Origin of the sequence: Desulfofundulus thermosubterraneus DSM 16057 (genome assembly GCF_900142025.1) — a bacterium.
Lineage (GTDB): Bacteria > Bacillota > Desulfotomaculia > Desulfotomaculales > Desulfovirgulaceae > Desulfofundulus > Desulfofundulus thermosubterraneus.
The window spans coordinates 1-3,404 of sequence record NZ_FQZM01000081.1 but is presented as its reverse complement, the minus strand read 5'-3'; the positions used below and the strand labels follow the sequence as shown (position 1 = coordinate 3,404).

The following is a 3,404-nucleotide window of genomic DNA, read 5'->3' as shown; positions in this document are numbered from 1 at the left end:
ACGCAAGTTGTTCCCAACGGCCTGGCAGTTTCTGTTATTTGCCAGAGGTTGGGACAATGGGCTTTGGTTTTAATTGGGGTTTAGCGACTGTATCTAATAAAAATAAAGAAGAGTTATATCAACCAGCTATGGTATACTTTACCGTACTCCCAGAAAAAGAGATTTGCCCTTTTTTATATGGCAAAAAATTTTTTGAGTTAATAAAAGTTCTGAAGGAATTTTTAAATTCATGCCGAAGTATAGTTTTGTGTTGCAATACATTATTTCGCTTTATGAAACAAGCTTTTATTTTTACAACTTATTAAAACGATGTTTCGCAATATGAAACTACCTAGCAATATTTAAAGGTCATTTAAGCTTATAACTTAAAAGGGGAGGTTGTTTATGAGCTTAGACCTTTTCAACTTATCTGGAAAAGTAGCTCTGTTCATAGGCGGTAGTGGCGGACTGGGGAAGGTGGTTAGTTTGGGACTAGCCAGGGCTGGAGCGAATGTGATTCCGGTTAGTCGCAATAAGGAGCGTAATGCAGATCTGGTCGAAGAAATCATGGCTTTAGGCCGCAAATCTTTCCTCACCTCGGTAGACATCACTGACCAGTTGGACATCAAGAGACTGGTCGATGAGGTTGTTGAAAAGTTTGGTAAAATTGATATTTTGATCAATGCAGCGGGTAAAAATTACAAAAAACCGGCCCTGGAACTTACAGAAGAGGAATGGGACAATGTTTTAGAGGTTAACGCCAAGGGCGTATTTCTGGTCAGTCAAATAGTTGGAGAGAAAATGATTGCCCAAGGCGGTGGAAAAATTATTAACTTTGCCTCTCTAGGTTCCCATCTTGGTATTACCCGGTCAGTTGCATACTGTTCCAGCAAGGGTGCCGTAATGCAAATGACCAAGGTCCTTGCTGCCGAATGGGCACCTTACGGCATCAATGTCAACTGCATCTCGCCGGGCTATTTCAAAACCCCGCTTACCGAGAAAGTCCTTTCGGAAAAGGAGACCTGCGAGAAAATTATAAACCGCACACCGATGAGGCGGTTAGGTGTACCGGAGGATTTGGTCGGAGCGGTCATCTTCCTGGCTTCGGACGCTTCAAATTTTGTCACCGGCACCACCATTGCTGTTGATGGCGGTTTTCTCTCGCTGGCCATCTAAGCAGGGAAGAAGCAAACAACTCAGGAGGGTTGTTAATGAATGCCAAAATGAAAGCAGCTGTCTGGGTAGGAAAAGAAAAGATAGCTTTGCAGGAAGTAGATGTTCCAAAACTAAAGCCGGGGGAAGTGATGATCAAGATAGCATATGCCGGTATCTGCGGTTCAGACCTGGGTATTTACGCCGGCAAGCACCCCAGGGCGAAAGCCCCCCTAGTTATGGGTCATGAGTTTGCCGGAGAAATTATTGAAACCGCACTACTCGAAGGGGGTGATTTGAAAGTAGGTGACAGGGTAACGGTAAATCCTTTAATCAGTTGCGGCGTATGTCAGCCCTGCCAAACAGGTCACTCTCATGTATGTCGAAACCTGGGGCTGGTGGGGATTGACTGCGATGGTGGTTTTGCAGAGTACGTAGCAGTGAATGCTGACAGGGTGGTGAAGGTACCGCCCGGGATGCCTTTGGATATAGCTACCCTGGTAGAACCGGTCGCAGTGACGGTACATGCCTTACGCCGGTCGAACTTCAAGGCAGGGGATACCGTTGTGGTGTTAGGGGGTGGACCGATTGGCCTGTTGACCGCATTCAGTGCACGATATGCCGGAGCTTCTCAGGTAATACTCAGTGAAATAAGTGAACAGCGTCTAAAACTGGCTTCTGATCTGGGATTTACCGTAGTTGATGCCAAACAGAACCCCGGACAGAAAATATTAGCCATGACCGGTGGCGATGGCGCTGACATGGTTTTTGAGGCAGCCGGCGTGCCGGAAACCGCTGCGCTGGCAACCCAAATAACAAAAATCACCGGGCAAATAGTTATTGTCGGGGTATTTAAGGAACCCGTCCCGCTTGACCTGCAAGCAGTGAATTTCCGCGAGCTGTCAATAACTGGAGCCCGGGTCTATACCCAAAAAGATTTCCGAATTGCCATTACCATGCTCGAGCGGGAACCGGGTATTGCCAGCGTAATTTCTCACCATTTGCCGCTGGAAAAAGCCGAAGAAGGTATCAGGCTAATACTATCAGGTGGGAACTCAATGAAGGTTTTGTTGCACCCTTAATTCCAGAAGTTCCGTCTATTATCTCTCATTTTCTGGAGGAGGAATAAAAACTATGAGAGTAAAACGTTTGCTGTTACTTTTCACAATCTTTAGCTTGTTGATTGGTTTGGTCGGCTGTAGCACATCGCAGAGTAAAAAAGAAGGTGAAGAAAAAAGTAAAGATCAGGCGCAGCAGATTGTTCTAAAGGCGGGCATTGGGTCCAGTTTACAAAACAGCTCCCATGGAAAAGGATTGGTAAAATTTCAAGAAATCGTTGAAAAAGAAAGTAACGGCAGGATTAGATTACAGATATTTCCAGACGGCCAGCTTGGCAACGATAAGTCCATGATGGAAGCGCTGCAAATGGGTACCCTGGATATTACCATTCCGTCCACAGCACCTATTGCCAACTTTACCAAGTCCTTTATGGTTTTCGATCTTCCTTATCTATTCCCGAACGAAGAAGTTGCTGACAGGGTTTTAGACGGCCCGGCAGGACAAGATATTCTGAAAACTCTGGAAGACGTGGGCATGGTAGGGTTAGCCTATTGGGAAAATGGTTTCCGGAATATTACCAACAGCAAAAGACCCATTAACTCCATCGATGATTTGAAAGGGTTAAAAATTAGAACGATGCAGAATCCGATTCACCTGGAAACTTTTAAGGCCTGGGGAGCCAATCCCGTACCGATGCCCTTTAATGAAGTATTTACTGCCCTGGAACAGAAAGTCATTGATGGCCAGGAGAATCCTAATACCCTTATTTACGATGCAGGATTTTATGAGGCGCAAAAGTATCTGACTTTATCCAGACATTTCTATACTCCTTTTGTATTCATGATCAGTAAAAAGACATGGGATAAGCTGTCTCCTGCTGATCAGGAACTGCTTAAAAAAGCGGCTGTTGAAGCCGGAAAGTATCAGAGACAGATAAATCGGGAACTGAGCGAAAAGTATTTGGAAGAAATGAAAAAGAAAGGCATTGCAGTAAACGAACTCTCTACCGAAGAGAAGCAAAAGTTTATCGAAAAGTCCAGGACAATTTATGCGAAATTTGAAAACGAAATTGGAAAAGATCGACTCAAAAAAGTTTTAGACGAAATAGCGAAAGTACAATAGATACAGTCGCAAAACCCCCAGCTAAATGGCAGATATTAACATAGCCCAGGGAAAATGCTACTCCCTGCCATGGATGAAAATGGTCTTCCACA

The 3,404-nt window shown here is 44.6% G+C and carries 4 protein-coding genes; all 4 read left to right on the top strand.

Annotation, left to right across the window (positions count from 1 at the left end; genetic code table 11):
- The coding region (locus BUA65_RS17350) for a hypothetical protein (RefSeq protein WP_207543938.1) at positions 1-305 on the top strand (305 nt) is incomplete at its 5' end.
- A 79-nt stretch (positions 306-384) separates the two neighbouring features.
- Entirely contained in the window at positions 385-1,155 is a 771-nt protein-coding gene (locus tag BUA65_RS17345; protein WP_072871630.1) for an SDR family NAD(P)-dependent oxidoreductase, read from the top strand.
- Positions 1,156-1,190: 35 nt separating this feature from the next.
- A complete protein-coding gene (locus BUA65_RS17340; protein ID WP_084062675.1) occupies positions 1,191-2,213 on the top strand; it encodes a zinc-dependent alcohol dehydrogenase in 1,023 nt (340 codons plus the stop codon).
- A gap of 52 nt (positions 2,214-2,265) precedes the next feature.
- The gene (locus BUA65_RS17335; RefSeq protein ID WP_072871628.1) at positions 2,266-3,312 is read left to right on the top strand and encodes a TRAP transporter substrate-binding protein; all 1,047 of its coding nucleotides are present in this window, start codon (positions 2,266-2,268) and stop codon (positions 3,310-3,312) included.
- The last annotated feature ends 92 nt before the right edge of the window (positions 3,313-3,404 follow it).